Genomic DNA, 26,936 nt, shown 5'->3' with positions numbered 1-26,936 from the left:
ATGTACGCAGGCGCAGTCATGATGACCACGGCAGGTTAACGCACGGTGCCGGAGGTGTGAACAGTACTCGGCCCGCGGTGGCTCGGCAGGCGTCCGGTAGGGGGACGCTCGGCAGGTGGTTAGCCTTGGTCCGTGGATTCGGGCTTGATCGTGGTGCTGTCGCTCGTGCTTGGTGTGGCGATCGGGATCCTCCTGACCACCGTCGTGACTCTCGCGGCGCGTCAGGGCCGCATCGCCGCAGAGGTCGTGTCGGTGAGCCTCCCCGAGGGGATCGACGCGATCATCGACGCGGTCGGCGCACCGGCGTTCGTGACGGATCCGTCGCACAATGTGCTCAAGGCGTCGACCCGTGCCGTCGCGCTCGGCCTGGTCACGCACGACACGATCCTGCACCCGGATCTCGTTGCCATCGTCGACCGGGTGCGGCGCTTCGGCGACGACATCGAGCAGGACCTCGAACTCGCCACGAGCCCTCTCTCGGACGCTGCAGTCACCCTCGTCGTGCACGCCACCCGCCTCGGCTCGCGCTTCGTCCTGGTCATCGCTGAGGACCACACCGAGGGCCGCCGGCTGGAAGCAGTGCGCCGGGATTTCGTCGCGAACATTTCGCACGAGCTGAAGACGCCGATCGGAGCGGTCGGCCTGCTCGCCGAGGCGCTCGACTCCGCCGCCGACGACCCGCAGCAGGTGCGCCGGTTCGCTCACCGCCTGACTCAGGAGTCGCACCGCCTCGCCAAGATCACCCGCGAGATCATCGAGCTCTCCCGCCTTCAGGCGACGGATGTCGCCCGGTCCTCGGACATCGTCCGTGTCGATGACATCGTCACCTCCGCCCTCGAGACCACGCATGTGATGGCGGAGTCACACGACGTGAGCCTGGTCAAAGGCGGGATGAAGAAGGCGTACGTCGTCGGTCAAGAGAAGATGCTCGTCTCTGCGTTGCACAACCTCCTCGCGAACGCGATCCAGTACTCGCCAGCCGGCTCCCGGGTCGGGATCGGCGTCCGATCCACCGGCGGCATCGTCGAGATCGCGGTCACCGACCAGGGCATTGGGATCCCGGAGGAGGACCTCGATCGGGTGTTCGAGCGTTTTTACCGCGTCGACCAGGCACGCTCCCGTCATACCGGCGGCACCGGCCTCGGCCTGAGCATTGTCAAGCACGCCGTGCAGAACCACGGCGGCGACGTCCGCGTCTGGTCCAAGCCCGGCCGCGGCTCCACCTTCACCATTCGGCTCCCCGAAGCAGACCCGGTCAGGACGCCCTTCGCGGCGACGGCCCCGATAGGAGAACACGCGTGACCAGCATCCTGCTCGTTGAGGACGAGAGCGCCCTCAGCGAGCCCCTCAGCTACCTACTTGAACGCGAGGGCTACGACGTCACCGTCGCCGAGGACGGCAACCGCGCCGTCACCGCGTTCGACGACGGCGAGTACGACCTGATCCTGCTCGACCTCATGCTGCCGGGCATGCCCGGCACCGAGGTCTGCCGCGAGATCCGCACCCGCTCCTCCGTGCCGATCATCATGGTCACCGCGAAGGACTCCGAGGTCGACATCGTCGTCGGCCTCGAACTCGGCGCCGACGACTACGTCACCAAGCCCTACTCGACCCGCGAGCTGCTCGCCCGCATCCGCGCCGTCCTGCGCCGCCGCACCGAGGACCCGGGGGAGGAGCGCATCGTCGTCGCCGGACCCGTCCGCATGGACATCGAACGCCACACCGTCGAAGTCGACGGCGTTGAGACTGCCATGCCCCTCAAGGAATTCGAACTCCTCGAGATGCTGCTGCGCAACGCCGGCCGCGTCCTCACCCGCGGCCAGCTCATCGACCGCGTCTGGGGCAGCGACTACTTCGGCGACACCAAGACCCTCGACGTCCACGTGAAGCGGATCCGCTCCAAGATCGAAAAGACGCCGAAGGAACCGGTGCTCTTGGTTACTGTCCGCGGCCTCGGCTACCGCTTCGACGCCTGATCGCGGGCCCTGGTGGGGTGATCTGCGGCGTTGTCGTCGGTTGCGATACCTCCGGTATCGCGCCCTCCTCCGCCTTGCAGCTCACCCCACCAGGGCCCGCGAGTTCCTCTGGTTGAGGGGGTGGCCGTCGCTGTGCGACGAGCCGGGGGGGGCTCGAAGGGGGCTACTGCGCGGTGGGGGCGTCGACGCCGGGGTCGGTTGTGGGGGAGGGGAGCGCGGTCTGTGCGGGGTTGGTCTTGGGGGTGAGGGTGGGAGTCGCGGAGGGTGCGGGGGTCAGCGTCGAGTAGGCCTCGAGGGCGTTCGTCAGGACGGGGACCAGGAGTTCCTTGCCCTCCTCGGAGCCGTACTGGAAATAGACGGGGAGGAGGCTGCCCGGGATCGAGTCGATGCCCTCCATCTCGACAGCCTCGGTGCTGTCGGGGCGGACCTCTGTGCGGCCGGGAACGGCGTCGACGATATCGCTGGTGCGGCCCGCGCTGCCCTCATACTGAACCTCGACGCTCAGCGACTCGTCGGTGGAGTTCACGAGCGTGACGACGAGGGTGCCCTGCTCACCGTCGTCCGAGATGATCATCGCATTACGGATGGCGAGATCGCCGATGGTCGCGCCGACACCGTCGCTGGCGTCATAGATCTTGCGGGTCGCCTGCGGAGCGACCAGGTTGCAGCCGGCGGTAGCGAGGGCGACGCCGACCGCGAGAACGACGGATGCAGCGATACGCGCCTTCACAGGATCCTCCAGATCGTCGGCCCTGCTCGCCCCGGCCAGGGCGGATTCACTGTGCACGAGCCGACACCAGGCTAGCGTAGTGAGAGTTGCGGCCCCGCCCGCCCGCCTCTCCTCCTGCTCGGCGCGCATGGTAATCTATCCGCCGCTGAAAGGACGTCGCATGCAGTTCGAGGTCGGAGAGACGGTTGTCTATCCCCATCACGGAGCCGCCACGATCGCCGAGGTGAAGACCCGCACGATCAAGGGCCAGGAGAAGACCTACCTCAAACTCCGCGTCGCCCAGGGCGACCTCGTCATCGAGGTGCCCGCCGACAACGTCGACCTGGTGGGCGTTCGCGACGTCATCGGGCGTGAGGGCGTGAATCGCGTGTTCGAGGTCCTGCGCTCCGAGGTCGTCGAGGAGCCCACAAACTGGTCCCGCCGGTACAAGGCCAACCTCGAGAAGCTCGGCTCCGGCGACGTCGTGAAGGTCTCCGAGGTCGTTCGCGACCTCACCCGCCGCGACCGCGATCGCGGGCTTTCGGCGGGTGAGAAGAGCATGCTCGCGAAGGCGCGGCAGATCCTGGTCTCCGAACTCGCTCTCGCCGAAAAGACAGACGAGGACGCCGCGTCGGTGCTCCTCGACGAGGTCCTCGCATCCTAAGCACACCGCCCACCGTGGCAGTCGTCGTGGTTGCAGCGGGCAGCGGCACCCGGCTCGGGCGCGAGCGTCCCAAGGCCTACGTCGAGTGCGCGGGGATGACGATTCTCGAGCGCAGCCTCCGCACGGTGCTCGTGCTTCCCGAGCCCGTGCAGATCGTCGTCGTGGCGCCGACCGCTCTCGTCGACGAGACGATCGCGCTGGCCCGGGTCGCCGGTGCGGCTGACGGCACGGTGAGCGTCGTGGCCGGAGGCGCCACGCGGCAGGAGTCGGTCGCCCGCGGTCTCGCGACGCTCGCTCCGGGCATCGAGGTGGTCCTGGTCCACGATGCTGCGCGCGCTCTCACTCCGCCCGGCCAGTTCGAGCGCGTCATCGCGGCGGTGCGCGCGAGCGGAGGCGGAGTGATCCCCGGCCTTCCCGTCACAGACACCATCAAGCGGATCGACGCCGACAGCACAATCCTTGAGACGGTCGACCGCTCGCAGCTGGCGGCGGTGCAGACGCCGCAGGGCTTCCCGCGGGACCTGCTCGATCAGGCCTACGCCGACACCGAGCAGGAGTTCACCGACGACGCTGCCCTGCTCGCCTCGCGGGGCGGCGCCTGCGTCGTCGTCGACGGGGATCCGCTCGCCTTCAAGATCACGACGCCCTGGGATCTCGCGCGAGCGGAGCAGATCCTTGATTCCGCGCCTGTGGTCATCGTCCCACGGGTGGGTATCGGTACCGACGTGCATGCCTTCGACGACCACTCGCCGCTCTGGCTCGCCGGCCTGCACTGGCCGGGGGAGCGTGGGCTCTCGGGGCACAGCGACGGCGATCCGGTCGCCCATGCAATCTGCGACGCACTGCTGGCCGCCGCCGGGCTGGGCGATATCGGGTCGCGTTTCGGCACCGCCGACCCGCGCTTCGAGAACGCCCATGGCGAGGTCTTCCTCCGCGCCACACGAGAGCTGGTGGAGGCCGTCGGCTTCACGATCGGCAACGTGGCGGTGCAGCTCATCGGTAATCGCCCAAAGTTTTCGCCGCGGCGGGAGGAGGCGCAGCGCCTGCTGTCGAGGCTGCTCGGCGCACCGGTCAGCCTCGCCGCCACGACCTCCGATGCGCTGGGCTTCACCGGTCGCGGAGAAGGAGTGGTCGCGACCGCGACTGCTCTCGTCCTCCCCCGCCCCGCGAGCGCCAGGTAGTCCACAGCCCGTGGCCCAGGCCAGGGCCGGAGCGGTGCGCCCGGTAAACTCGCCCGCGTGACTCTGCGACTGCATGACTCGAAGGCCCAGGCCCTCGTCGATTTCGTCCCCCTCCGCGAGAACGAGGTCGGGATGTACGTCTGTGGACCCACCGTGCAGTCCTCGCCGCACATCGGCCACCTCCGCTCGGCGCTCGTCTACGACCAGCTGCGCCGCTGGCTGCACTACCGCGGCTATCAGGTCACTCTGGTGCGCAATGTCACCGACATCGACGACAAGATCTTGGCGCTCGCCGAGGAGTCGCGGCGTCGTGCTCCCGAGGGCGCCCCGTCGGAGCAGTGGTGGGCGCTGGCTTACCGGGTCGAACTCGAGTTCACCGCTGCCTACACAGCACTGGGGATCCTCCCGCCGACCTACGAGCCACGCGCCACCGCGAGCATCGCCGAGATGATCGCGCTCGTCCAGACACTGATCGAGCGTGGCCACGCCTACCCCGCGCCCGACGAGTCCGGAGACGTGTACTTCGACACGCGATCCTGGCCCGACTACGGCGCCCTCACACACCAGCGGCTTGAAAGCATGGAGGCGGCGACCGACGCCGACCCGCGCGGCAAGCGCGACCCGCACGACTTCGCGCTCTGGAAGGGCGCCAAGCCCGATGAGCCGGAGTCCGCCTCGTGGCCGTCGCCCTGGGGTCCCGGTCGCCCTGGCTGGCACATCGAGTGCTCCGCGATGTCGACGAAGTACCTCGGCACGCAATTCGACATCCACGGCGGCGGACTCGATCTGCGCTTCCCGCACCACGAGAACGAACTTGCGCAGTCGAGTGCGGCCGGCCACGCCTTTGCGAGCTACTGGCTGCACAACGGACTCGTCTCGGTGACCGGCCAGAAGATGAGCAAGTCCCTCGGCAACTCCGTCTTCGCCTCGGAACTGCTCGGCTCAGCGCGGCCATTCGTCGTTCGCTACTACCTCGGCTCGGCTCACTACCGTTCTACCCTCGAATTCCACGACGGTGCCCTCGAGGAGGCCGACGCAGCGCTTGAGCGGATCGAGGGCTTTCTCGACCGCTCCCGCCGCCGCCTCGAGGGCACGCGCTTCGCCGCTCTCGGCGAGCCGGTCGTGCCCCAGGAGTTCGCCGATGCGATGGATGACGACCTCTCTGTCCCACAGGCCATCGGGGTCCTCCACGAGACCGTGCGGGCCGGCAACGCCGCCCTCGACGCCGAGGATCTCAGCACCGTTTCGGCCCTGCGCACCCAGGTGCTCGCGATGGCGGGCGTGCTCGGCATCGATCCGGAGGCGCCCGAGTGGGCGCGCTCCGGCGACGAGCCCTCGTACCGCGCGCTCAGCGTGCTGGTCGATCGCCTGGTAGCCGAGCGTCAGACCGCGCGGGAGCAGCGCGACTGGGCGAGCGCCGACCGCATCCGAACCGATCTCGCCGCGGCGGGAATCACGATCGAAGACACCCAGACGGGTGCGCATTGGAGTCTCGATGGCGAATAAGCCCGGCCGCCCAGGAGCGGTCCGAAAGAAGAGCAAGGGCAAGGCCGTCGGTTCCGGCGGTCAGGGTCGTCAGGCCCTCGAGGGCAAAAAGCCCACCCCAAAAGCCGAGGACCGGCCCTACCACCCCGCAGGCAAAGCGAAGCTGGCGCGCGAGCGCTTCGTCGCTGCGGGAGGAAAGGGCCGTCCCGGAGGAGCCCTCTCGGCGGCGGCCCGTGGACAAGGGCGCCCGGCCTCCTCGCGCAAGCCCAAGAGTGGCGACGAGTTCGAGATGGTGACGGGCCGCAACTCCGTCCTCGAGGCGCTGCGCGCCAGCATCCCAGCGACCACCCTCTATCTGGCGACCCGTATCGAGATGGACGACCGGGTCAAGGAGGCGCTCAAGATCGCCACCGCGCGCGGCCTTCCCGTGCTTGAGGTCATGCGCCCCGAACTCGACCGTCTCGCCGGTCCCGACTCCGTGCACCAGGGCCTCGTGCTCAAGGTGCCGCCCTACGAGTACGCCCACCCGAGCGACCTGCTCGAGCGCAGCGTCTCGCGCGGTGCCGTCCCCCTCCTCGTCGCGCTCGACGGCATCACCGACCCACGCAACCTCGGAGCGATTATCCGCTCCGTCGCCGCGTTCGGCGGGCAGGGCGTCATCGTTCCGCAGCGCCGCTCGGTGGGTCTCAATTCAGCGGCCTGGAAGACCTCGGCCGGCGCGGCTGCGCGGATCCCCGTCGCGATGGCATCGAACCTCACCGCAATGATCAAAGACTTCAAGCGCGAGGGTGTCTTCGTGATCGGGCTCGACGGCGACGGTGACGTTGCGCTGCCGGGGCTCGAGCTCGCCGACCGTCCGCTCCTCGTGGTCGTCGGGAGCGAGGGCAAGGGTCTCTCGCGCCTCGTCACCGAGCAGTGCGACGCGGTCGTCTCGATCCCCATCGGCTCTGCGACGGAGTCGCTCAACGCCGGTATCGCGGCTTCGGTCGCGCTCTACGAGATCTCGAAGCTCCGGGCTGCGACGGAGTAGTCACCCTGACGCGAAGGGGGCCCGTGTCGTCGCTGCACGGGCCCTCGATCGTGTGGGTCAGATGTTCTTTGTCCAGTCGACATCGGCGTCCTCGTCTGTTAGCTCGGCGTCGCCGGACTCGTCAATGACAAGATTCGGCAGCGTCAGAGCCTCCGTCGAAGGAGCGATGACCGTCGCCTCGTCGCGGCGATGACGCAGGATGTCATTGACGTAAGCGGTGACAGCCTCCGCCAAAGGGACATCGCGCGCCTGCTGCTGCGACATGAACCAGCGGTGCTCGAGTAGCTGGTGGAACATCTCCGCGGGTTCCAGCCGCCCCTTGAGTTCGCGCGGGATTGAGCGGATGACCGGCTCGAACACCTGCGCCAGCCACTCGTGAGCCACCATTTCCTCGTCCAGGTCCTGCTTGTCGTAGGTGGCCGTGTACGAGTCGAGGTCGTTCAGGAGACGTCGCGCCTGGTTCTCTTGTGCGTCGAGCCCCGTCAGGCGGAGAAGGCGGCGCTGGTGGTGGCCCGCGTCGACAACCTTCGGCTGGATTCGCACGGTCGACCCGGCCTCATCCGTCTTGATTGCCAACTCCTCGATGTCGAACCCGAGGTCGTTCAGGCGATTCACTCGATCATTGATGCGCCAGCGCTCTGACGTCGAGAACGATTCGGCGCCGGTCAGCTCCTTCCACAGGCTCCGGTAGGCGGCGACGATCCCGTCCGAGACCGTGATCGGGTCGAGGTCGTCGTCGATGCGGCCGCCGGCCTCCAGATCGAGCAATTCGCCGGCAATGTTCACGCGCGCGATCTCAAGGTCGTTCTCGCGCTGCCCGTTCGACAGGCCGCCCGAATAGAGCTGCCCGGTCTCGGCATCGACGAGGTACGCCGCGAAGGCGCCCGCATCGCGGCGAAAGAGCGTGTTCGAGAGCGAGACGTCGCCCCAGAAAAAGCCGATCACGTGCAGGCGCACCAGGAGGAGCGCCAGCGCATCGACCAGACGGGTTGCGGTGTCAGGGCGGAGAGTCTGCGAGAAGAGCGCGCGATAGGGCAGCGAGAACTTGAGGTGGCGAGTGACCAACACCGCCGGGAGCGCATCTCCCTCGTCGTCCGTCCGGTTGGTAATCACCGCGCCGGGCTCGACACAGGGCACATCGAGGCGCTGCAGGGTCTTGAGCATCTCGTACTCCCGTCGCGACATTTCAGCGGTGGTCTCCTTAACGGCGACCACGTGTCCCGAGAGGTGCGCGAATCGGACGGTGTGCCGAGAGATGCCCTTGGGCAGCGCGGCAATGTACTCGTCTGGCCAGTCGTCGAGACGGAGGTTCCAGGGCAGGTCGAGCAGGGCCGGGTCGACGGTGGCCGAGGTGATGTTCAGGGAGCCGGACATGGTGCGCCGTTCGTGTCGGAAGAAAGGGAAGGCGGACGAAGGAGAAGGCCGAACGGACGCTGCCGCCGCCCTGAGAGGACGGCGGCAGCGTGTGTGTGGGAGGAACGGAAGCTCAGGAGAGGCGCTCGCCCGACTCCGCATCGAAGATGTGCACGCGGTGGTTCGCAGTCACGTAGACGCGATCGCCCGCCGTGGGGTGGACGCGACCATCGACGCGCGCGACGATGTCGGTCCGGCGACCTTCGACCTCTGTGTGGCCGTAGAGGTAGCCGTCCGAGCCGAGCTCCTCGATGAGGTCGACCTCGATCGGCAGGCCGCCGGGCTGGGTCGAGACGGTGACATCCTCGGGACGCACGCCGAGCGTGACGACCTTTTGGCTCGTCTTCGCGAGTGCCTCGCGGGCGATCGGGAGGACGGTATCGCCGAAGTGGACGCCGCCGTCTGTGACGTCCGCGTGGAACAGGTTCATCGCCGGCGACCCGATGAATCCGGCGACGAAAACGTTGTTCGGGTTTTCGTAAAGGTCACGGGGCGTCCCCACCTGCTGGAGGAGGCCGTCCTTCAGTACCGCGATGCGGTCGCCCATCGTCAGTGCCTCGGTCTGATCGTGGGTGACGTAGACCGTGGTAATGCCTAGGCGGCGCTGGAGGGTGCCGATCTGGGTGCGCGTCGAGACGCGGAGCTTGGCGTCGAGGTTCGACAGCGGCTCATCCATGAGGAACACCTGCGGCTTGCGGACGATCGCCCGGCCCATCGCGACGCGCTGGCGCTGACCCCCCGAGAGGGCCTTGGGTTTGCGGTTGAGGTAGGGCTCAAGGTCGAGCATCTTCGCCGCCTCAAGGACACGCGCCGCGCGCTCATCCTTATTGACACCGGCGATCTTGAGCGCGAAGCCCATGTTCTCGGCGACCGACATGTGCGGGTACAGGGCGTAGTTCTGGAACACCATCGCAATATCGCGATCCTTCGGCGGTACGTCCGTGACGTTACGGTCGCCGATCAGGATGCGGCCCTCGTTGACCTCTTCGAGGCCGGCGAGCATGCGGAGGGAGGTTGACTTGCCGCAGCCGGAAGGGCCGACGAGCACGAGGAATTCCCCGTCGCCGACTTCGAGGTTGAGCTTGTCGACGGAGGCACGCGTGGCCCCGGGGTAGACGCGGGACGCGTGGTCGAAAGTTACGGACGCCATTGTTCTTGCTCCTTCACCGGCAGGTACGTGCCGGACGATCCGAGTGAATGGAAGTGATGGTCATCATCGCCTGGGCGACAGCGGCCAGTTCTCTCAGTATGCCACGGGTCTCGGAGGGACCGGCGATCGCAGGGTCAGCACCGTTTGGAGGTTTCCCAGGGCTCGCGCGTAAGATTCCGGCGAGTCGCGCCCCGGCGGCAGCCCCTTCCCCTTTTTCCCCACTCTCATTCGGAGCGTCCTTGTCATGACCAACGGCGGAGCCCACGACCGTCTCTCGAAGAACCAGCGACGAGAGGCTGCCCGAGAGAAGGCGCGCCGACTCCGCGAGCAGCAGAAGCGCCGAGACCGCGCAAGCCGGATCGCCCTGCAGGGTGGTCTCGCGGTGGTCGTGATCGCGATCGTCGCGATCGTGGTCTTCGCCGTCAGTTCGAGCATCCGCCCGGCTGGGCCTGGCCCTGCCAACATGGCCAGCGATGGCGTGGTCATCGGCGAGAACATGGTCGCTCAGACCAGTCCCTCCCTCCCCGTTGAGGGGACGCCGACGCCGAGCGTCCGCGATACCTCGTCGGGGAAAGTCGACATCAGGGTCTATCTCGACTACCTCTGCCCCTACTGCGGTGACTTCGAGAAGACCAACGGTGACCAGATCAAGGAGTGGGTGACGAGCGGAGCTGCGACCGTCGAGATCCACCCCATCGCCATCCTGACCACTCGTTCGAACGGGACAAAGTACTCGGAGCGTGCGGCTAACGCCGCCGCCTGTGTCGCCGACGCTCAGCCGAACGCGTTCTTCGACTACAACTCACTGCTCTTCCTGAACCAGCCCGCGGAGGGGACGGACGGCCTCTCCGACGATCAGCTCAAGAAGTATGCCGCGCAGGCGGGAGTCGAGAACACCGCCGCGGTGAACAGCTGCATCGATGACTCCCGGTTCGTCAGCTGGGTACGTGCCGCGACGGAGCGCGCCACCTCAGGTCCCCTGCCCGGAACGGATGTCCCGGCCGCAACGGGAACCCCGATTGTGCTCGTCAACGGCGCGTCGTACTCCGGCTCGTTGACGGATCGCGACGCGTTCAGCTCGTTCGTCCTCTCGGCTGCCGCCGACTCCTATTCATCGGGTACGCCCACGCCGACGTCCTCGCAGGCTCCGGCCTCGACCGACGCTCCCGCGTCCGAGGCCCCCGCCTCGACCGAGCCTGCGCCGGCCGCCGGATAGACGGATGAACGAAGGCCCCGTCCGCGCAGTGCGGGCGGGGCCTTCGTGATGGGGAGCCGACGACGAGACTTGAACTCGTAACCGCCCGATTACAAGTCGGGTGCGCTACCAATTGCGCCACGTCGGCAGGTGCGCTCACGCGCCCCGCCAGCTTATCGCGGGCCTCGGCGCGGTTTCGTCCGGGGCGCGCGGCCGGCGCTCAAGGCTCGAGAACGCTGAGGTGCCGTTCGGCTGGCGAGGGCCGCTTCGGCCCGCCGATCTTGCCGTCCGGCCGGCCCACGTAGAGCCAGCCGAGCAACTCCTCGCCTTTCTCGAGGCGGTGCGCCTTCCGAACCGCTTTGGCGCGCGTGTACGAGCCGGTGCGCCAGAAGACGCCCCACCCGGCCTCGTCGAGCAGCAGGCTCAGGAGGTGAGCAACGCCCGAGGCGACGGCCTCTTGCTCCCAGGCCGGCACCTTCGACTTCTTCACGCTCACCACGACGGCGAGCAGGAGGGAGGCGCGGTGCGTCTTCTCGATGTACTTCCGCGGATCCTTCTTCTCACCCGAGGCTGCGGCGAAGCTGCGGCCGATCCGGTCGCGCGCGGCGCCACGGATCTCGATGACCCGCCACGGTCTCAGCGAACTGTGGTCGGCGAGTCGCGACGCCGCCGAAACGAACGCCGCGATCTCGTCGTGCCCCGGGGCCTCAGCCGTGACCTTCGAGCGCGACCGGCGCGCGAGCACGGCTTCGAGCACGGGGGAGGGGAGCACGATTACTCGCCCTCGGCCTGGAAAGTCATCGCGATGGAGTTCATGCAGTAGCGGTCGCCGGTGGGTGTGCCGAAACCGTCGGGGAACACATGACCCAGGTGCGAGCCGCAGTTCGCGCACCGAACCTCGGTCCGGACCATGCCGAGTGTGCTGTCCTCGATCAGCTGGACCGCGTCGGGGTTCACCGACTCGTAGAAGCTGGGCCAGCCGCAGCCAGAGTCGAACTTGGTGCCGCTCGTGAAGAGCTCGGCGTTGCAGGCAGCGCAGGTGTACAGACCGGAGCGATGCTCGTCGAGCAGCTCACCGGTCCACGGGCGTTCGGTGGCGGCCTCTCGCAGGACCGAGTACTGGTCGCGGTCAAGCTCCTCCCGCCACTCGGCGTCGGTCTTGTTCACGGAATACGACGACATGGGTCTCCCTCGGAATTTTCGCCAGTGTACGGGGAGAGATCGCTCCCCTCCCTCTCTCCTCAACTGTGCCCCACGGAGGCGCATTCCGTGATCGTCAAGGCGTCGAGCGAACTCTCGACCGATGACGTCTATCACCTCGCGCGCCGACGTCTTCCTCCGCGAGCAGGGAGCCGACGATGAGGAGCTCGACGGGCGCGAACGGGAGGCGACGACGCGGGAATCCTGCACATCAGCATGCTTCGGTGAGCCTCCGCACCCGTCCCGACCTTCTTCCCTACCCTGGGGGAATGAGCAGGATGACGGACCCGAGCTGGGACACCGGCCTGTCCGAGCGCGACCTGCGGGTGCTCGCCTTCGAGCGCGAGTGGACTGCACGGTCGGGCGACAAGGACGACGCAATCCGTTCCCAGTTCGGACTTTCGGCTGCCCGCTACTATCAGGTGCTGAGCGCAGTGCTCGCCTCACCGGCTGCCCTTGCGCACGATCCGATGCTCGTGAAGCGGCTGCAGCGCATCCGCGACCAGCGCGCCCGCGCCCGCGCCGCGCGTCGCCTCGGGCGCCTCGAGTAGACGAGCTATTCGAGTCCACCAACGGAAGGCCGGCCGCACCCCCGATGTCGAACATGCATCCGACAGACCGCTTCGACGAGGTTCCGGCGACGGAGGGTCGCGTCGGCGCCCATCGCAGGCCGCCCGCCCCGCACGCACGGGCGATCGCGTTCGCCTGGGCGGCGCTGGCCACCGGAGTGATCGTCCTTTTGGGCTTCATCGGGCTGCTGGTGATCGACGACCGCGTGGAGTTTACGGATGTGTTCACGCCGCCGAGCGCCGGAGCGACGCCGACCGCCGTCGCCACCGTCGATCCGAACCTGGGAGTCTCGGCGCTGAACGGTACAGCCACCGCCGGGCTCGCTGCCAGAGCGAGCAGCGCCCTTACCGCCGCAGGCTGGAGCGTCCCGACCGTGGCCAATGCCAACACCGAGGACGTGGCGGTCACGACCATCTACTACACCGACCCGGCGCTCGAGGGTGCTGCGCTCGGCCTCGCCGACTCGCTCGGTGTGGGGACGCCGAAGCTTTCGCAGGACTTCGTTGAGACGGGCACTGTCGTGGTGGTGCTCGGTACCGACTTCGCCGCCAAGCAGGGTTGATCCCGGCCCCTTCTGTTACGGGTACATTTCCTCCGTGTTGAATCCCGGGCAACTCTTCGTCGCGGGGCCGTTCCTGGCCCGTGCGAGGACAGATCCTCCGATTAGTATTCCCAACCAGGCACGAGCGCATGGCTCGCGCCGCGGGCAGCACAGCACTGGGGAGTACAGAGATGGCGAACGGAACCGTCAAGTGGTTCAACGCTGAGAAGGGCTACGGCTTCATCACGGTCGACGGCGGTGGGCAGGACGTATTCGTCCACTACTCCGCCATCGACATGTCGGGCTACAAGGTCCTCGAGGAGGGCCAGCAGGTCGCGTTCGAGGTCGGCACCGGGTCGAAGGGGCCGCAGGCCGAATCGGTCCGTCCGGTCTAGTCGCGAGGCCCCAGGGAGCCGTCGTCCGCCTCGTGCGGGCGGCGGCTCCCTTTCCGTGCGGAGCGCGCCACGGTCGCTTGCACTCCTCCACCGCGAGTGCCAGAATCGGTCCTGGCACTCGCTCCAGTCGAGTGCCAGCACTGAAACTTCACGACGTCCGGGAGGGACGAGAAACACACATGGCCAAGATCATTGCTTTTGACGAAGAAGCCCGCCGCGGCCTCGAGCGTGGACTCAACACTCTGGCCGATGCGGTCAAGGTCACCCTCGGCCCGCGCGGCCGTAATGTCGTCCTCGAGAAGAAGTGGGGCGCTCCCACCATCACGAACGACGGCGTTTCCATCGCCAAGGAGATCGAGCTCGACGAGCCGTACGAGAAGATCGGCGCCGAGCTCGTCAAGGAGGTCGCCAAGAAGACTGACGACGTCGCCGGCGACGGAACCACCACCGCGACCGTCCTCGCTCAGGCGCTCGTCCGCGAGGGCCTGCGCAACGTCGCCGCCGGAGCCGACCCGATCAGCCTCAAGAAGGGGATCGAGAAGGCCGTCAAGGCCGTCACCGCCGAACTCGTCACCGGCGCGAAGGCCATCGAGACCAAGGAGGAGATCGCAGCGACCGCCTCCATCTCGGCTGCGGACCCCGAGATCGGCGCGATCATCGCCGAGGCTATCGACAAGGTCGGCAAGGAGGGTGTCGTCACCGTCGAGGAGTCGAACACGTTCGGCACCGAACTCGAGCTGACCGAGGGAATGCGCTTCGACAAGGGCTACCTGTCGCAGTACTTCGTCACCGACCCCGACCGCCAGGAGGCGGTGTTCGAGGACCCCTACATCCTCATCGTCAACTCCAAGGTCTCGAACATCAAGGACCTCCTCCCCGTCGTCGACAAGGTGATCCAGGCAGGAAAGCAGCTGCTGATCATCGCTGAGGACGTCGACGGCGAGGCGCTCGCGACCCTGGTGGTCAACAAGATCCGCGGCATCTTCAAGTCGGTCGCCGTGAAGGCCCCCGGTTTCGGCGACCGTCGCAAGGCGCAGCTCCAGGACATCGCGATTCTCACCGGCGGTCAGGTCATCTCCGAGGAGGTCGGCCTCAAGCTTGAGAACGTCACCCTCGACCTGCTCGGCTCGGCCCGCAAGGTCGTCATCACCAAGGACGAGACCACGATCGTCGAGGGTGCAGGCGACGCCGAGGCCATCGCCGGTCGCGTCGCGCAGATCCGCGGCGAGATCGAGAACACCGACAGCGACTACGACCGCGAGAAGCTCCAGGAGCGCCTCGCGAAGCTCGCCGGCGGTGTCGCGGTCATCAAGGCTGGAGCGGCGACGGAGGTCGAGCTCAAGGAGCGCAAGCACCGCATCGAGGACGCCGTTCGCAACGCGAAGGCCGCCGTTGAGGAGGGCATCGTCGCCGGTGGTGGCGTCGCCCTCATCCAGGCCGGCAAGCTCGCCTTCGAAAAGCTTGAGTTGGTCGGGGACGAGGCGACCGGTGCGAACATCGTGCGCGTCGCGATCGACGCCCCGCTCAAGCAGATCGCGCTGAACGCCGGTCTCGAGCCCGGTGTCGTCGCTGCCAAGGTCCGCGAGCTGCAGACCGGTTGGGGGCTCAACGCCGCGACCGGCGAGTACGTCGACCTCATCGCCGCGGGCATCATCGACCCGGTCAAGGTCACTCGCTCCGCTCTGCAGAACGCCGCGTCGATCGCCGGTCTCTTCCTCACCACGGAGGCCGTCGTGGCCGACAAGCCGGAGAAGAACCCGGTCGCTGCTGGCGGCGACCCCACCGGTGGCATGGACTTCTGAGTCGGGCCTCATCACGCAGAAGGCGGTTCCCCTCCGGGGGAGCCGCCTTCTGCGTTTCTGAAGGTGCAGCAGTGACTCCCTCGCAGGGTGCTCGGCGCCTCCCCGAGGTAGGTCCAGCTGGCGGAGTCCGGTACGGCTCGCAGGATCACGGGACTCCGGCGACCTCGCTGCGAGTCGGGTAACCCGACGTTGCACCGGCGACCCGTGCTCCTTACCGCGGGAGCGCGCAGCGCGGAGGATCAGACAGTGTCCGCGCGCGCAGCGCTCAACGGCAGGTCCGAGGTGGATCAGACGGAGGCTGGGGACGTCTCGCCGTTCTGCTCGACAGCGAGCAACGGCAGGGCGACGCGGAAGGTAGCGCCGCCTCCCGGCGTCTCCACGACATCAACGCGGCCTTTGTGCGCGGCGACGATCGAGGACACGATCGCTAGGCCAAGGCCGCTGCCGCCCGTTTCGCGCGTGCGTGACGTGTCGGCCCTCCAGAAGCGCTGGAAGATCTTCTCGCGGATCTGGGGAGGAATCCCTTCACCGTGGTCGATGACCTCCAGCAGCGCCAGTCGCCGTGAGCGGTCGACGGCGACGCCGACCTCGATCGGAGTGTTCTCGGGGGTATAGCGAACGGCGTTGCCGATCAAATTGGTGAGGACCTGGCGGATTTTGTTCTCCTCCGCCATCACCATCGCGGGTGCGCCCGCCTCTTCGAGAACGGCAACGCTCGCACCGGCCGCGATCTCCTCGGCTTTGACTCTGCGGGGACGGCGACGGAAGCGTGCGAGGCGCGCTCCGGCGGCAGCGATCGGACCGGTGAGTCCTGCGTTGGCGAACTCCATCGTCTGCTGCGTGCCGGGAACGTCCTCCTCGTGCTCGAGCGCAGGAGTTTCGACCGGCGTGTCATCGCGAGTCTCGACTCCGAAGTCGCGATCGGGCCAGGAGGCCATCGCGTCCATCGCGGCGTCGCGGGCGAGCGGGATGAGGTCGACGGGGGCGAGGGCGAGCGGTTTGGTCTCGTCGAGGCGGGCGAGCTCAAGGAGGTCCTCGACGAGGCCGCCCATCCGGATCGCTTCCTTCTCGATCCGCTCCATTGCCTGGGCGACGGCCTCGGGCGTCTGGAGAGCGCCCATTCGGTACAGCTCGGCGTAGCCGCGAACGGAGACGAGGGGAGTGCGCAGTTCATGGCTCGCATCCCCGACGAAGCGGCGCATCTGATCGATCGTGCGCGCGCGGTCTCGGAAGGCGGAGTCAATGCGTCCCAGCATCGCGTTGAGCGAGCGGTTGAGTCGGCCGACCTCGGTATTGGGGGTCGTCCCGTCGAGGCGCTGGCTAAAGTCCCCGTCCGCGATGGCGGCTGCTGTCTGCTCGACCTCGCGCAGCGGCGCGAACGTGGTCGTGACGAGCAGGCGTGTCAGAAGGGCGCCGATGACGACGATCGCCACCCCGAAGCCGAGGAAGATCGTGAGGTAGATCGTCATGATGTTGTCGACATCGCGGGTCGACACGGCGAGCAGGAGAGTCTGGTACTCCGCTCCTCTCGTGAACACCGTCGACATGACGTGGTACTCGACCTTGCCGTTCGAACTCCAAATCTCCATCGGCTTGTCGCCGCCCTGGAGGGCCTGCTCGAGCGTAAAGGTCTTTGGAAACGCCGGATCGGCGGCGCCCGAGGCATTCGTGTTGTCCAATCCGCCGTACTGGTCGTAGACCGCGCCGAAGTCGGCCTTGGAGTCGTCGATGGCGGCCAAATCGCGGACGGAAAGTTCGCTCGCCGTCTTCTGCACCTGGTCGGCCAGTTGCCGATCGAGCTGGGCGACGAGTTGCGGTTTGAGCATCGTCATGGTGCCGATGCCCGAGACGAGGAGGCCGAGTGTCAGCAGCAGCACCGTGACAGCCGTGATCTTCGTACGCAACGAGATGGAGTTCCACCGCTCGGCCAGACCCTGGTGCATGGCGGTGGAACTCCCTTGTGTCGGCGGCGTCGACGCCAGTGAGTCAGAGACGGACGTCGAAACGGCGAAGGCTCATGCCTTCGCCACCTTCAGCATGTACCCGAATCCTCGCTTGGTTTGAATGAGCGATTCCTCCGAGTGTGTGTCGAGCTTACGGCGCAGGTACGAGATATAAGACTCCACGATTCCCGCATCGCCGTTGAAGTCGTACTCCCAGACGTGGTCGAGGATCTGTGCCTTACTCAGCACCCGGTTCGGATTGAGCATCAGGTAACGGAGCAGCTTGAACTCGGTCGGACTGAGTTCGACCGGCTCGTCGCCCACGAGGACCTCGTGTGTGTCCTGGTCCATCGTCAACTCGCCGGCCCGAATGACCGCGTCCTCTTCGGCATGCATGGTGCGGCGGAGGATCGCCTTGATGCGGGCGACGATCTCGTCGAGGCTGAACGGCTTCGTGACGTAGTCGTCGCCGCCCACAGTGAGCCCCGTGATCTTGTCCTCGGTGTCGTCCTTTGCCGTGAGGAAGAGGATCGGCGAGGTGTACCCCGCTGAGCGGAGTCGCTTGGTCACGCCGAAGCCATTCATGTCGGGAAGCATGACGTCGAGAATGATGAGGTCCGGCTCCTCCTCGAGAACCGCCGAGATCGCCTGGGCACCGTTGCCGACCGCGCGCACGGCGAAGCCGGCAAAGCGGAGACTCGTGGTGAGTAGGTCCCTGATGTTGGGTTCGTCATCGACGATGAGAATGCGCGGTCCGTCCATGCACGCCAGTATCTGGCCGTCGGCTGCGCGAACACTGGGAGCCCAGTGATGAGTCGCTCGATGCACGCCCGCCGTCGCGGAACGGCGCGTCAGGACTTTGCGCGGCGGCGGACTCCTACGATCAGCATCCCGATCATGATGAGGAAAGCGATCGGCAGGCCTACGAGGGGGAGCGCGAACACGAACTGCCACAGTGTCCCCGTGTACTCGCGGACGCCGAGGGCCGGGGCGATCAGGATCGCGAGGAACGCGAGGACCGTCACGACGATGATCGCGATGAACATGTAGGCGAGGGCGCGTTCCGCGCGTCCGATGCCCGCCGGCTCCTGTGGCTTCACGCGTCAAGGATAGGGCGGGCCTGGTCGTCTAAACTGATGGCTGCTTCATTTCCAGGAGGGGTCTGCATGCCTACCGGCAAGGTCAAGTTTTACGACGAGGACAAAGGCTTCGGCTTCATCAGCACTGATGACGGCCAGGAAGTCTTCCTGCACGCCTCCGCGCTGCCCTCCGGGACCGCGGTCAAAGCCGGTACCCGCCTCGAGTTCGGCATCGCCGACGGCAAGCGCGGGGCCCAGGCGCTGTCTGCGCGAGTCCTCGACGCCCCGCCGAGCATGGCGAAGCTCAACCGCAAGTCCGCGGACGATATGTCCGTGATCGTCGAGGACACGGTCAAGCTCCTCGACGGGATTGGCGCCGGACTCAAGCGCGGTCGCTACCCGGACAAGGCACACGGCGCGACGATCGCGGCGCTCCTGCGCCGAGTTGCGGACGAGTTGGATGCCTGACGCCGACGAGACGACGCGCGACGAATCCCTCGAGGTCGCCTTCGTCCAGGAGGCTCCCGAGATGGATGCCCTCGACGTCGGTGAGCTCGACGCTCCTGAGGTGGTATTCGCACTCGATCCGGTCCTCGCCGCCTCGATAGACACGGCACGCGCTGCTCTCGCCGAGATCACTCCCGACGAGACAATTGGCGAACTCGTCGCCACAGTTGCCCAGGGCGAGCATGTGGTGTCGCTGCAGTTCGCGAACCTCATGAGCGGATATCCCGGGTGGTTGTGGACGGCGACGCTCTCTCGGATCGATGAGACCGAGGCTGTCTCCGTGTTAGAGGTCGAGCTGCTGCCGGGTGAGGGCGCTGTGCTGGCGCCGGACTGGGTTCCCTGGACTGTGCGCATGGCGGACTACCAGTCCGCGCAGGACGCCGCGGGTGACGACCTCGAGGCCGACGATGAGTCGGATGACCTTGACGATGTGGACGTGGATCTCGACGACGACTCCGACAGTGAGGAGCTGGACGTCGACTCGGATGACGATGACGATGACGACTTGGATGACGACGTCGACTCCGAGGACGATGATCCGCTCGACGCCGAGGAATCCGGCTCGAACGACTTCGGCGAGGATCCCACTCCTGCCCAGGCAGTGCGCCGTCGTCGGCGCCGCCGCTGAGCACACGACTGGGGCGGCAGCCTTCGCACATCAGCGTGAGCGGAACTGCCAATCCGATTGTGGGCTCGGGAGCGACTCTCCGAAAGGAGACCGGCGCCGCCTAGGGGCGGTTTCGGCTGTAGAAGAGGCCGATCGTGCCGAGTACGAGTCCGATCACGACGGTCGAGACGAGTACCGGCTCGACGACCACTCCACTCATTGTCGCGATCAGCACGGCGACGAGGGCGAGTGCCCAGGCGACGCAGCCGACCAAGAGAGCCGCGGCGTCGTTGCTCGCGAACGCCGGCGGGCTCGGCCGCCGCTCGTCCTCCCGCAGCCAGAACCGCATCGCGGGCCTCAGACCGCCAGGCGTTCGACGACGTAGTCGATGCAGCCGAGGAGCGAGCGGATGTCGTCCGGCTCCACGGCGACGAAGGTGGCGACCCGCAGCTGGTTGCGACCGAGCTTGCGATACGGCTCCGTATCCACGATCCCGTTCGCGCGCAGGACCCGTGCGACAAGGGCCGCGTCGATCGAGGCGTCGAAGTCGACGGTCGCGACGACCTGCGACCGGTGTTCGGGTACCTCGACGAACGGAGTCGCCAGCGTGGATGCTCCGGCCCAGTCGTAGATCGCGGAGGAGGACTCTGCGGTCCGTGCCGAGGCCCAGGCGAGACCGCCGGAAGCATTCATCCACTCGAGCTGCGACTCCATCAGCAGGAGCGTCGAGAGCGCGGGGGTGTTCAGCGTCTGGTTCAGCCGGGAGTTGTCGACGGCGTTCTTGAGGCTGAGGAACTCGGGGATGTAGCGTCCGCTGGCGGCGACGCGTTCAACGCGCTCGATCGCGGCGGGGGAGAACAGGCCGAACCAGAGGCCGCCGTCGGAGGCGAAATTCTTTTGCGGGGCAAAGTAGTAGACGTCCGCCTCGGCGATGTCGACATCGATGCCGCCGGCGGCACTCGTCGCATCGATGACGGTCAGCGCTCCCTCGTCGCCGAGGACCCGGCGCACAGGCGCCATCACTCCGGTGCTCGTCTCGTTGTGGGGCCAGGCGTACACGTCGATCCCCTCGACGATCTCGACTTCGCTCCGCGAGCCTGCGGGAGCGGAGACGACGTGCGCCGGCTCGAGGAAGGGAGCGGAGGCGGCGGAGGCGAACTTCTGCCCGAACTCGCCGAAGGTCAGGTTTTCGGCGCGGCGCTCGATGAGGGAGAACGCCGCGGCGTCCCAGAAGGCGGTCGAGCCGCCGTTGCCCAGCAAGACCTCATAACCCTCGGGGAGGCGGAACAGCGCCGCGAGATGCTCGCGCACTCGGCCGACCAGATCCTTCACCGGCGCTTGTCGGTGCGAGGTGCCGAGCAGGTGTGCGCCCTGGGTGGCGAGGTGGGCGAGCTGGTCGTGCCGCACCTTGGACGGGCCGCAGCCGAACCGTCCATCGTGGGGAAGAAGCTCGCGAGGAATGGTGAGGTCCGGCATGCGTTAATACTAGGGTTCCCGGCCAGACCCCTTCCTCCGAGCGACGGAAGCCTGTGTCGTGCCGCAGCGCGGATGCTGCGGTGCGCCGACCAGTAGGGTTGAGCGCGCCGAGACGGGAAGGCTGAGATGACGGATCTGATCGACACGACCGAGATGTACCTGCGCACCATCCTCGAACTCGAGGAGGAGAACATCATCCCTTTGCGCGCGCGCATCTCGGAGCGCCTCAGCCACTCCGGCCCGACCGTGTCGCAGACAGTGGGCCGCATGGAGCGCGACGGCCTTGTCGTCGTCTCGGGCGACCGCCACCTGGAGCTCACCTCGGACGGCCGCCGCAAGGCGATCCATGTCATGCGCAAGCACCGCCTTGCCGAGCGTCTCCTGCACGACGTGATCAAGCTCGACTGGGAGTTCGTGCACGAGGAAGCGTGCCGCTGGGAACACGTCATGAGCGAGCAGGTCGAGCGCCGACTCCTCGAGATGCTCGATCACCCGACGGAATCGCCCTATGGAAACCCGATTCCTGGCCTTGACGAACTCGGCGACATCCCGGCCTCGCGCTTTGCCGACGGCGTCATCAGCTTGCCTCGCTTCGTCGCCGGCTCAGCGGAGCCGCTGCGCGGAGTCGTGCGCCGGCTCGGCGAGCCCGCACAGGTCGATCCAGAGCTCCTCCTCCAGCTCAAGCAGGCGGGGGTCGTTCCCGGTGCGGAGGGCGAGTTCTCGGCGCTCAACGGCTATGTGCTTGCGAGGATGGACGGCGTGTCGGCCGGCATCGAGCTTCCCAACGAGGTGGCAGCGCACATCTTCCTCGTCGGCTGAGCAGGCTTGCGTCCTGGGCCGACTCCCGGAGCCCGAGCGCAGCGCGTGACCTCTGTGGAACGGGAGGGTGGCCTGTTCGTGTGGTGGAGGTGACAAATCGGTAACGGTCGCTTACGCTCTGTGAAGCCCTGCCGCCGACCCCCGGTCGCAGAGTTGCGGGATCCGACGCCCCCTCGCCCGTCTCGGATGCCGTTCACCTCGATGCTTCGTGCATGAGACGGGACAGCTGCCTGGGCTGACGGGACGTCGGAGGATCTCCGCTTTGCCTCAGAACCCCACTTCCTCACAGGACGCCGCCGGTTCCCCCGACCGGTATCGCTCCACTCACCCGAACCACTCCAGTAACGCCTCCTTCGAGAACCAGCCCCCGGTGATCCGGGCCCGTCTCCACGCGGAGGCACCCGTCGCTCGCCGCGCCGTGCCTACCGGGCCTGAGCGCCGCGTCGACATCACCGACTTCGTGCCCTCGCCCGCAGGGACCCCGCGCAAGCGCCGCGGCCGGGTCGTCGGCAAGGTTGCAATGGTTGGCTTTGCCGGCGCGCTGGTCGCCACGATGGCCCTTCCCGCGTACGCCTTCACTCCGGGAACGCAGGACGACGGCCTCTTTGCCGCGTCGCGCGCCGATCTGCTCCGCCAGGGCGATGCGCAAACGGTCGATGTCCCGGGAGGAGTGGTGCAGGCCGCGATCGCCCGCGACGGATTCTCGGCCGACGCCGCGCCGCCGCCGCCCGAGCCCGTCGCGGTCGCTGAGCCGGTCGTCGAGACGAACACCGTCGCCGAGGCGCGCGCCGAGACCGCCGAGGCGTTCAACTCCTACTCCGGCGCCTCCGCTCCGGAGATCGCCGCAGCAGCGCCGACCACCGGGTACAGCCTGTCGTCCGTGTTCGCCACGGCCCTGCAGTACCAGGGGGTCCCCTACGTGTTCGGCGGCGCCGACCCGAGTGGCTTCGACTGCTCCGGCTACCTGATGTACGTCTTCGCGCAGTACGGCATTTCGATGCCGCACTCGGCCGCGGGCCAGGGTGCGATGGGCACTCCGGTGTCGCTTGCCGACGCTCAGCCCGGCGACCTCGTGATCATGGACGGCCACGACGGCTTCTACGCGGGTAACGGCAACATCTTGCACGCGCCGTATGAGGGTGCGAGCGTCCGCGTTCAGCCGCTCTGGACATCCGACTACCGGATTGTGCGCATCACCGGCTGATGTTGCGTCGAGCTTGAGAGCCCGCTCCCGCTCTGCGCGTGACGAATCCACCGGGATCCATCACGATTCCGCCCCCAAAGGGTTAATCTGATTCCCAGTCTGCTCGCGTGGCGAGCGGATCGATTCGTCGAGGGACGGAGTGCCGGGATGGCCGAACGGAGCGAGCGCCGCAGTGTGGGGCTGCGCTGTGGCGTGCGGCGGACCGATTCGATACGCGCCGGGGTCCTCGCCGCGGCGGTGCACTCCTCTGACACGCGGATACGACTCCACGCCATCACGCGGCACTGCGCCGTGGCCTCGAAGGGCGCCGTCATCGCGACGGTGCCCTTGCTCGTGGTCGCGACGTCCCCGCGGCTCGGCGTGCGACAGCACGGAGGTCACTGATGCGCACTCTGGTTCTCAACGCCGGCTATGAACCGCTCGCGGTCGTGTCGTTCAAACGGGCTTTGGTCCTGTTGATGACCGAGAAGGCGACCGTCATCGCCGCCGATGAGGACAATCCCGTGCACGGTGCGACCGGCGACTACGTCCGGCCCTCGGTGATCGTGCTGACGCGCTACGTGCGCATCCCGAACGGCCGCAAGGTGCCGGTCTCGCGCCGCGGTGTGCTGCGCCGAGATAACCACCGCTGCGGTTACTGCGGACAGCACGCGGCAACGATCGACCACATCCAGCCAAAGTCGCGCGGCGGGCGGGACACCTGGGAAAACCTTGTCGCGTGCTGCCAGCGCTGCAACAACCTCAAGAGCGACCGCACGCCGCACGAGATGGGCTGGCGCCTGCGCACCGCCCCTCGGATGCCGCGCGCGGGCTCCTGGCTGGTCCGCGGCGCGGAACGCACACAGCCCGACTGGGACGACTACTTGGCTCCCGCCGCCTGACGGGCCGCGGTCGCACCGCTGGCGGCGTTGTCCGCTGGTATCGCTTCCTCCTCCGCCTTACCAGCGGCGCGACCGCGGCCCGTCAGGTCGTCGGGGTAGGGGGTTATTCGTTGTCAGTGCCCGGGTTTGTGCTGGCGTTTCCGGGGCGGTCGGCGGCCCACGTCCAGTTCGCGACCTCGGGGAGGTCCTCGCCGTGTTCGCGGGTGTAGGCGCGGGCGCGGATACGGGCATCCTGCATGTCCTGGCGCAGGCTCGCCGCTCGGGCGCCGAGGCCGGGAGTGCGGTCGATCACATCGATCACCAGCGAATAGCGATCGAGGTTGTTCAGCATCACCATGTCGAACGGAGTGGTTGTCGTCCCGTTCTCCCTGTAGCCGTGGACGTGCAGGTTGTTGTGGCCGGTGCGCTTATAGGTCAGGCGGTGGATGAGCCACGGGTACCCGTGGTAAGCGAAGACGACGGGGCAATCGGGGGTAAAGATCGCGTCGAACTCCCGGTCGGAGAGACCGTGTGGGTGCTCCGACTCCGACATCAGACGCATCAGATCGACGACGTTCACGGTGCGGACGGCGAGGTCGGGCAGCTTCTCGCGCAGGATGCTCACGGCTGCGAGGGTTTCGAGGGTCGGCACGTCGCCCGCGCAGGCGAGCACGACGTCCGGCGACTCTCCCTGCCGCTCGCTGCTCGCCCACTCCAGGATGCCGAGGCCGCGTGCGCAGTGCGTGATCGCCTCCGCCATGGTGAGCCACTGGGGTGAGGGCTGCTTGCCAGCGACCACGACGTTGACGTAGTCGACGCTGCGCAAGCAGTGGTCGTAGGTCGAGAGCAACGTGTTCGCGTCGAAGGGCAGGTAGACGCGGACGACCTCGGGCTTCTTGTTGACGACGTGGTCGATGAAGCCGGGGTCCTGGTGGCTGAAGCCGTTGTGATCCTGGCGCCACACGTGACTGGACAGCAGGTAGTTCAGGCTCGCGATCGGGCGACGCCACTCGATGTGGCGAGTGCCGTCGAGCCACTTCGCGTGCTGGTTGAACATCGAGTCGATGATGTGGATAAACGCCTCGTAGCAGGTGAAGAGCCCGTGCCGACCGGTGAGGAGGTACCCCTCCAGCCAGCCCTGGCACTGGTGCTCCGAGAGCACCTCCATCACCCGGCCGGCGCGGGCGAGGTGGTCATCGAGCGGGCTGAGTTCAGCACCCCACTGCTTGTCTGTGGCGGCGTAGACGGATTGCAGTCGATTGCTGGCGACCTCGTCCGGTCCGAAGAGGCGGAAGTTGGTCGGGTTGGCACGAATGACGTCAGCCAGCCACTCGCCCAACACCTTCGTCGCCTCGGCGACCGTGCCGCCGGGCTGCTCGACGACCACCTCGTAATGCCGGAAGTCGGGCAGGTCGAGGGTCTGCCGCAGCAGCCCGCCGTTCGCGTGGGGGGTGGCGCTCATCCGAAGGTCCCCGTCGGGAGCAAGTGAGCGGACACGCTCGGTGATGCCGCCGTTCTCGGTGAACAGCTCGTCGGGACGATAGGAGCGCAGCCAATCCTCGAGGAGGCGGGTGTGCGCCTCGGTGTCGCGCGCATTGGGCAGCGGTACCTGGTGGGCGCGGTAGGTGCCCTCGACCTGAACGCCATCGATCTCGGTCGGGCACGTCCAGCCCTTCGGAGTCTTGAGGACGATCATCGGCCAGGCGGGGCGGCTGAGGTCGCCCTCGGCCGCACGCTGCTTGATCGCGGCGATGCGGTCGAGCACCGTGTCGAGGACGTCAGCGAAGCGTTCGTGTACGCGCATCGGGTCCTCGCCGTCGAAGCCGCCCTCGACGAGGAACGGCTCGTGGCCGTAGCCCCGGAGGAGGCTTTCGAGCTCCTCCTGCGGGATGCGGGCGAGAATCGTCGGGTTGGCGATCTTCCAGCCGTTGAGATGCAGGATCGGCAGGACCACACCGTCGGTGAGTGGATTGACGAACTTATTCGAGTGCCAGCTGGTCGCCAGCGGTCCGGTCTCGGCCTCGCCATCGCCGACGACCGCGGCGACGAGCAGATCCGGGTTGTCGAAGGCCGCTCCGTAAGCGTGGCTCAGCGCGTAGCCGAGTTCGCCGCCCTCGTGGATGCTGCCTGGCGTCTCGGGGGCGGCGTGGCTGGGGATCCCGCCCGGGAAGCTGAACTGGCGGAAGAGCCTGCGCACTCCCTCCTCCGACTCGTCGATGTGGGAGTAGATCTCGCTGTAGGTGCCGTCGAGATAGGCGTTGGCGACCATGCCGGGCCCGCCGTGGCCAGGGCCGGTGATGTACAGCGTCGGTTGGCGCCGCTCCTGGATCGCGCGATTGAGGTGTGCGTAGATCAGGTTCAGCCCGGGCGTCGTGCCCCAGTGGCCGAGCAGGCGCGGCTTGATGTCCTCGCGGCGGAGCGGGGTCTTCAGAAGCGGGTTCGCGAGAAGGTAGATCTGCCCGACGGCGAGGTAGTTGGCGGCGCGCCACCAGGCGTCGATGGTGTCGAGGGTGTCCTGGGTCAGCTCAACGTCGGCGGGCCGGAACATCCAGCTGCGCTCGGGGACGGGCAGGAGGGAGGGGGCAGGGGAGTCGGCCATGCGCTCACGCTGGCACCTGTGTGCCCGGGGTGGAAGGGCCTTGCGGCGCTTGGTCCGCGGGCGAGCCGGGGTGCTTGGTCCCGGTTGGCGGTTGAGCTGCTGCGCGGGGTGGCGCGGTGGAGGATCGCCCAGCCTGCGGCGGCGGCGAGAGCGGTCGGGATTAGCGAGAGTGCGTAGCCGCTGATGAAGCGGATGTTGGCGAAGAACTCGCCGAATGCCTCCCAGCCCTGGGTGAGGGTGAGGAGCGCGATCGCGCCCAGCACGAGGATCCCGAGCGCGGCGAAGACGCGCTCGAGTAGGGGTCCGTCGCCGAAGTAGATCGCGCGGAAGAAGTTGCCGCCGATGCCCCAGCCGTCGAAGAACCAGGGGGCGCTGCGCAGGACGTGCTTCACCTCAAAGTCGTCGGGGTACTTCTGGCTCTCCTTGATGAAGCAGGTCTGGGAGAGAACGGCGGCGTTCTCGACGGGATTCTGGCTGAAGATGCGGATCTCACCTGCGCTGGCGAACTCCTGGCCGGTGAGCAGCGACATC

28 protein-coding genes and 1 tRNA gene are annotated in these 26,936 nt (G+C 67.4%); 16 read left to right on the top strand and 13 right to left on the bottom strand.

The genetic code is table 11. The annotated features are described in order from the left end of the window. Positions 1–132: 132 nt before the first annotated feature. Together HRF29_RS05405 and HRF29_RS05400 are read left to right on the top strand one after the other, a co-directional pair. On the top strand, positions 133–1,302 hold the full coding sequence (locus HRF29_RS05405; RefSeq protein ID WP_173245628.1) for an ATP-binding protein: 1,170 nt from the start codon (positions 133–135) through the stop codon (positions 1,300–1,302). Beyond that, positions 1,299–1,976: a response regulator transcription factor gene (locus tag HRF29_RS05400; protein ID WP_104265087.1), complete on the top strand. Its 678-nt coding sequence runs from the start codon at positions 1,299–1,301 to the stop codon at positions 1,974–1,976. Before HRF29_RS05405 ends, HRF29_RS05400 begins: the two co-directional genes overlap by 4 nt. A 163-nt stretch (positions 1,977–2,139) precedes the next feature. On the opposite strand, the gene HRF29_RS05395 is transcribed toward HRF29_RS05400, so the two are convergent. Further along, positions 2,140–2,763 (bottom strand): DNA modification methylase, encoded by a 624-nt coding sequence (locus HRF29_RS05395; protein WP_187698113.1) that lies wholly within the window; start codon positions 2,761–2,763, stop codon positions 2,140–2,142. Positions 2,764–2,866: 103 nt separating this feature from the next. Between HRF29_RS05395 and HRF29_RS05390 the strand changes: the two genes are divergently transcribed. Genes HRF29_RS05390 through rlmB form a run of 4 tightly spaced genes read left to right on the top strand, consistent with a single transcriptional unit; the run spans position 2,867 to position 7,045 of the window. Further along, entirely contained in the window at positions 2,867–3,349 is a 483-nt protein-coding gene (locus HRF29_RS05390) for a CarD family transcriptional regulator (protein WP_173245625.1), read from the top strand. Then, entirely contained in the window at positions 3,343–4,530 is a 1,188-nt protein-coding gene (ispD, locus tag HRF29_RS05385; protein ID WP_173246035.1) for a 2-C-methyl-D-erythritol 4-phosphate cytidylyltransferase, read from the top strand. The genes HRF29_RS05390 and ispD overlap by 7 nt, the downstream gene beginning before the upstream one ends. Positions 4,531–4,587: 57 nt before the next feature. Beyond that, positions 4,588–6,036: a cysteine--tRNA ligase gene (cysS, locus tag HRF29_RS05380; protein ID WP_173245622.1), complete on the top strand. Its 1,449-nt coding sequence runs from the start codon at positions 4,588–4,590 to the stop codon at positions 6,034–6,036. Continuing rightward, positions 6,026–7,045, top strand: a complete 1,020-nt coding sequence (gene rlmB, locus HRF29_RS05375; protein WP_173245619.1) for a 23S rRNA (guanosine(2251)-2'-O)-methyltransferase RlmB — start codon at positions 6,026–6,028, stop codon at positions 7,043–7,045. Before cysS ends, rlmB begins: the two co-directional genes overlap by 11 nt. 57 nt (positions 7,046–7,102) lie before the next feature. Here rlmB and HRF29_RS05370 read toward each other — a convergent pair whose 3' ends face one another. Further along, positions 7,103–8,419, bottom strand: a complete 1,317-nt coding sequence (locus HRF29_RS05370) for a DUF4032 domain-containing protein (protein ID WP_173245616.1) — start codon at positions 8,417–8,419, stop codon at positions 7,103–7,105. Positions 8,420–8,531: 112 nt separating this feature from the next. Beyond that, complete coding sequence (locus tag HRF29_RS05365) at positions 8,532–9,608, bottom strand: ABC transporter ATP-binding protein (RefSeq protein ID WP_173245613.1); 1,077 nt, start codon at positions 9,606–9,608, stop codon at positions 8,532–8,534. A 244-nt stretch (positions 9,609–9,852) separates the two neighbouring features. On the opposite strand from HRF29_RS05365, the gene HRF29_RS05360 reads away from it, so the two are divergent. Beyond that, positions 9,853–10,824, top strand: a complete 972-nt coding sequence (locus HRF29_RS05360) for a DsbA family protein (RefSeq protein WP_173245610.1) — start codon at positions 9,853–9,855, stop codon at positions 10,822–10,824. 54 nt (positions 10,825–10,878) lie between these two features. Here HRF29_RS05360 and HRF29_RS05355 read toward each other — a convergent pair. The 3 genes from HRF29_RS05355 to msrB all read right to left on the bottom strand — a co-directional run bounded on the left by HRF29_RS05355 (position 10,879) and on the right by msrB (position 11,985). After that, a tRNA-Thr gene (locus HRF29_RS05355) sits at positions 10,879–10,951 on the bottom strand. A 72-nt stretch (positions 10,952–11,023) separates the two neighbouring features. Beyond that, positions 11,024–11,575 carry a nitroreductase family protein gene (locus tag HRF29_RS05350; protein ID WP_343043654.1) on the bottom strand — a complete coding sequence of 184 codons (552 nt, stop codon included), beginning with the start codon at positions 11,573–11,575 and terminating at the stop codon, positions 11,024–11,026. Positions 11,576–11,577: 2 nt separating this feature from the next. Then, positions 11,578–11,985: a peptide-methionine (R)-S-oxide reductase MsrB gene (gene msrB / locus HRF29_RS05345; RefSeq protein WP_173245608.1), complete on the bottom strand. Its 408-nt coding sequence runs from the start codon at positions 11,983–11,985 to the stop codon at positions 11,578–11,580. Positions 11,986–12,272: 287 nt separating this feature from the next. Here msrB and HRF29_RS05340 point away from each other — a divergent pair, with 287 nt between their 5' ends. The 4 genes from HRF29_RS05340 (at position 12,273) to groL (ending at position 15,311) form a co-directional block, all read left to right on the top strand. Next, a complete protein-coding gene (locus HRF29_RS05340; RefSeq protein WP_173245605.1) occupies positions 12,273–12,554 on the top strand; it encodes a DUF3263 domain-containing protein in 282 nt (93 codons plus the stop codon). Between the two features lie 53 nt (positions 12,555–12,607). Beyond that, positions 12,608–13,135: a LytR C-terminal domain-containing protein gene (locus tag HRF29_RS05335; RefSeq protein WP_246226595.1), complete on the top strand. Its 528-nt coding sequence runs from the start codon at positions 12,608–12,610 to the stop codon at positions 13,133–13,135. Between the two features lie 170 nt (positions 13,136–13,305). Next, positions 13,306–13,509 carry a cold-shock protein gene (locus HRF29_RS05330; protein WP_068210468.1) on the top strand — a complete coding sequence of 68 codons (204 nt, stop codon included), beginning with the start codon at positions 13,306–13,308 and terminating at the stop codon, positions 13,507–13,509. A gap of 179 nt (positions 13,510–13,688) precedes the next feature. Continuing rightward, the gene (groL, locus tag HRF29_RS05325; RefSeq protein WP_173245599.1) at positions 13,689–15,311 is read left to right on the top strand and encodes a chaperonin GroEL; all 1,623 of its coding nucleotides are present in this window, start codon (positions 13,689–13,691) and stop codon (positions 15,309–15,311) included. Positions 15,312–15,598: 287 nt separating this feature from the next. Here groL and HRF29_RS05320 read toward each other — a convergent pair whose 3' ends face one another. The 3 genes from HRF29_RS05320 to HRF29_RS05310 form a co-directional block, all read right to left on the bottom strand. Further along, positions 15,599–17,254: a sensor histidine kinase gene (locus tag HRF29_RS05320; protein WP_173245596.1), complete on the bottom strand. Its 1,656-nt coding sequence runs from the start codon at positions 17,252–17,254 to the stop codon at positions 15,599–15,601. 72 nt (positions 17,255–17,326) lie between these two features. After that, on the bottom strand, positions 17,327–18,016 hold the full coding sequence (locus HRF29_RS05315; RefSeq protein ID WP_055787731.1) for a response regulator transcription factor: 690 nt from the start codon (positions 18,014–18,016) through the stop codon (positions 17,327–17,329). Positions 18,017–18,105: 89 nt separating this feature from the next. After that, positions 18,106–18,354 (bottom strand): hypothetical protein, encoded by a 249-nt coding sequence (locus HRF29_RS05310; RefSeq protein WP_343043653.1) that lies wholly within the window; start codon positions 18,352–18,354, stop codon positions 18,106–18,108. A gap of 66 nt (positions 18,355–18,420) precedes the next feature. Between HRF29_RS05310 and HRF29_RS05305 the strand changes: the two genes are divergently transcribed. Further along, positions 18,421–18,801: a cold-shock protein gene (locus HRF29_RS05305; RefSeq protein WP_173245593.1), complete on the top strand. Its 381-nt coding sequence runs from the start codon at positions 18,421–18,423 to the stop codon at positions 18,799–18,801. Continuing rightward, positions 18,794–19,468: a DUF3027 domain-containing protein gene (locus HRF29_RS05300; RefSeq protein ID WP_246226594.1), complete on the top strand. Its 675-nt coding sequence runs from the start codon at positions 18,794–18,796 to the stop codon at positions 19,466–19,468. Before HRF29_RS05305 ends, HRF29_RS05300 begins: the two co-directional genes overlap by 8 nt. A gap of 100 nt (positions 19,469–19,568) precedes the next feature. Here HRF29_RS05300 and HRF29_RS05295 read toward each other — a convergent pair whose 3' ends face one another. Both HRF29_RS05295 and serC read right to left on the bottom strand, forming a co-directional pair. Continuing rightward, positions 19,569–19,796 (bottom strand): DUF2530 domain-containing protein, encoded by a 228-nt coding sequence (locus HRF29_RS05295; protein ID WP_173245590.1) that lies wholly within the window; start codon positions 19,794–19,796, stop codon positions 19,569–19,571. An 8-nt stretch (positions 19,797–19,804) separates the two neighbouring features. Continuing rightward, positions 19,805–20,923 (bottom strand): phosphoserine transaminase, encoded by a 1,119-nt coding sequence (gene serC, locus HRF29_RS05290; protein WP_173245587.1) that lies wholly within the window; start codon positions 20,921–20,923, stop codon positions 19,805–19,807. Between the two features lie 126 nt (positions 20,924–21,049). Here serC and HRF29_RS05285 point away from each other — a divergent pair, with 126 nt between their 5' ends. The 3 genes from HRF29_RS05285 (at position 21,050) to HRF29_RS05275 (ending at position 23,827) form a co-directional block, all read left to right on the top strand. Further along, positions 21,050–21,742 carry an iron-dependent transcriptional repressor DtxR gene (locus tag HRF29_RS05285; protein WP_173245584.1) on the top strand — a complete coding sequence of 231 codons (693 nt, stop codon included), beginning with the start codon at positions 21,050–21,052 and terminating at the stop codon, positions 21,740–21,742. A 262-nt stretch (positions 21,743–22,004) separates the two neighbouring features. Further along, entirely contained in the window at positions 22,005–22,946 is a 942-nt protein-coding gene (locus HRF29_RS05280; protein WP_246226593.1) for a C40 family peptidase, read from the top strand. Between the two features lie 383 nt (positions 22,947–23,329). Next, positions 23,330–23,827: an HNH endonuclease gene (locus tag HRF29_RS05275; RefSeq protein WP_173245581.1), complete on the top strand. Its 498-nt coding sequence runs from the start codon at positions 23,330–23,332 to the stop codon at positions 23,825–23,827. 103 nt (positions 23,828–23,930) lie between these two features. On the opposite strand, the gene HRF29_RS05270 is transcribed toward HRF29_RS05275, so the two are convergent. Together HRF29_RS05270 and HRF29_RS05265 are read right to left on the bottom strand one after the other, a co-directional pair. Then, entirely contained in the window at positions 23,931–26,354 is a 2,424-nt protein-coding gene (locus HRF29_RS05270) for a phosphoketolase family protein (RefSeq protein ID WP_246226751.1), read from the bottom strand. After that, a complete protein-coding gene (locus tag HRF29_RS05265; RefSeq protein WP_173245575.1) occupies positions 26,327–26,935 on the bottom strand; it encodes a hypothetical protein in 609 nt (202 codons plus the stop codon). Before HRF29_RS05265 ends, HRF29_RS05270 begins: the two co-directional genes overlap by 28 nt. Position 26,936 lies beyond the last annotated feature (1 nt).

This window comes from Rathayibacter agropyri (assembly GCF_013249015.1).
GTDB lineage: Bacteria > Actinomycetota > Actinomycetes > Actinomycetales > Microbacteriaceae > Rathayibacter > Rathayibacter agropyri.
The sequence above is the reverse complement of the archived record's forward strand: the minus strand, read 5'-3'. Positions and strand labels throughout refer to the sequence as shown.